This is a genomic window from Streptomyces endocoffeicus, from assembly GCF_016741935.1.
In the GTDB taxonomy this organism is placed as follows: Bacteria; Actinomycetota; Actinomycetes; order Streptomycetales; family Streptomycetaceae; genus Streptomyces; species Streptomyces endocoffeicus.
Genome location: NZ_JAERRG010000146.1, coordinates 1 through 1409, shown reverse-complemented (window position 1 = coordinate 1409; position 1409 = coordinate 1). Strand labels below are relative to the sequence as shown.

At 65.2% G+C, this 1409-nt stretch carries 1 protein-coding gene; it reads left to right on the top strand.

Annotation, left to right across the window (positions count from 1 at the left end):
- Window positions 1-24 precede the first annotated feature (24 nt).
- Window positions 25-1409, top strand: a 1385-nt coding sequence (locus JK364_RS54270) for a condensation domain-containing protein (protein ID WP_307841729.1), incomplete at its 3' end; no start/stop codon positions are given.

Here is a 1409-nt window from a genome sequence, read left to right as displayed (position 1 = left end):
CCCTTCACCACCTACCACCAATCGGTGCTGTTGACCGTTCCCGCCGACCTCGACCAACAACGCCTCATCACCGCACTGCAAACCGTCATCGACCACCACGACATCCTCCGCCTCACACTCAACAGCGCGGAAGACGACGGCGAACTGCGCATACCGCCTCCGGGCAGCATCGACGCCGCGAGCCTGCTCCACCACGCCGACCTGGCTGGGCACCCCGACATCCCCGCCGCCATCACAGAACACCAAACCACCGCCCAAACCCGCCTCGACCCTGAACACGGCATCATGCTCCAAGCCATCCACCTCACCCTCGGACCCACCACCCCCGGACGACTCCTCCTCCTCGCCCACCACCTCGTCATCGACGCCGTCTCCTGGCGCATCCTCACCCCCGACCTCACCCACGCCTACCACCACACCACCACCACAACCAAGCCGACCCTGGAACCCGTCCCCACCTCCTTCCGCACCTGGGCCCACTACCTCACCCAACAAGCCCACCACCCCACCCACACCACCACACTCCACCACTGGACCCACACCCTCCAACCCCACCCCAACACCACCACACCGCCAGCACCCACACCGGTAACCACCAACCAACTACGCCACCACACCACCACCCTCCCACCCCAACACACCCAACCCCTCCTCACCACCACACCCGCCACCTACCACGCCGGCATCAACGACATCCTCCTCACCGCCCTCACCCTCACCCTCACCCACCTCAACAACACCACAGACACCCTCATCAACCTCGAAAGCCACGGACGCCACGAACTCACCCCCCACCTCGACCTCACCCGCACCATCGGCTGGTTCACCACCCTCCACCCCACCCGACTCCACCCCGGACCCGCCACCTGGCACGACATCACCCACAACACACCCCACCTCGGCACCGCCATCAAAACCATCAAAGAAACCCTCCACACCACACCCCACCACGGCACCACCTACGGACTCCTCCGCCACCTCAACCCCACCACCAAAACCCACCTCACCCACCTCCCCCAACCCCCCACCACCTTCAACTACCTCGGCCGCTACACCCCCACCACACCCACAACCACACCAGACACAACAGACCCATCCACCACCACCCAACCCTGGCCCCACGCACCCGAAACCACCCCCCTCACCGGCAACACCCACCCCAACCAACTCCACCACACCCCCCTCGAAATCAACGCCCACACCCAAGACACCCCCCACGGACCCCAACTCACCACCACCTACACCTACAACCCCCACCACCACACCCCCCACCACATCACCCAACTCGCCCACCACTGGCACACCGCACTCAAAGCCCTCACCACCCACACCCAACACCACACCGGCGGCCGAACCCCCTCCGACCTCCCCCTCCTCACCCTCACCCAACACGACATCACCAACCTCGA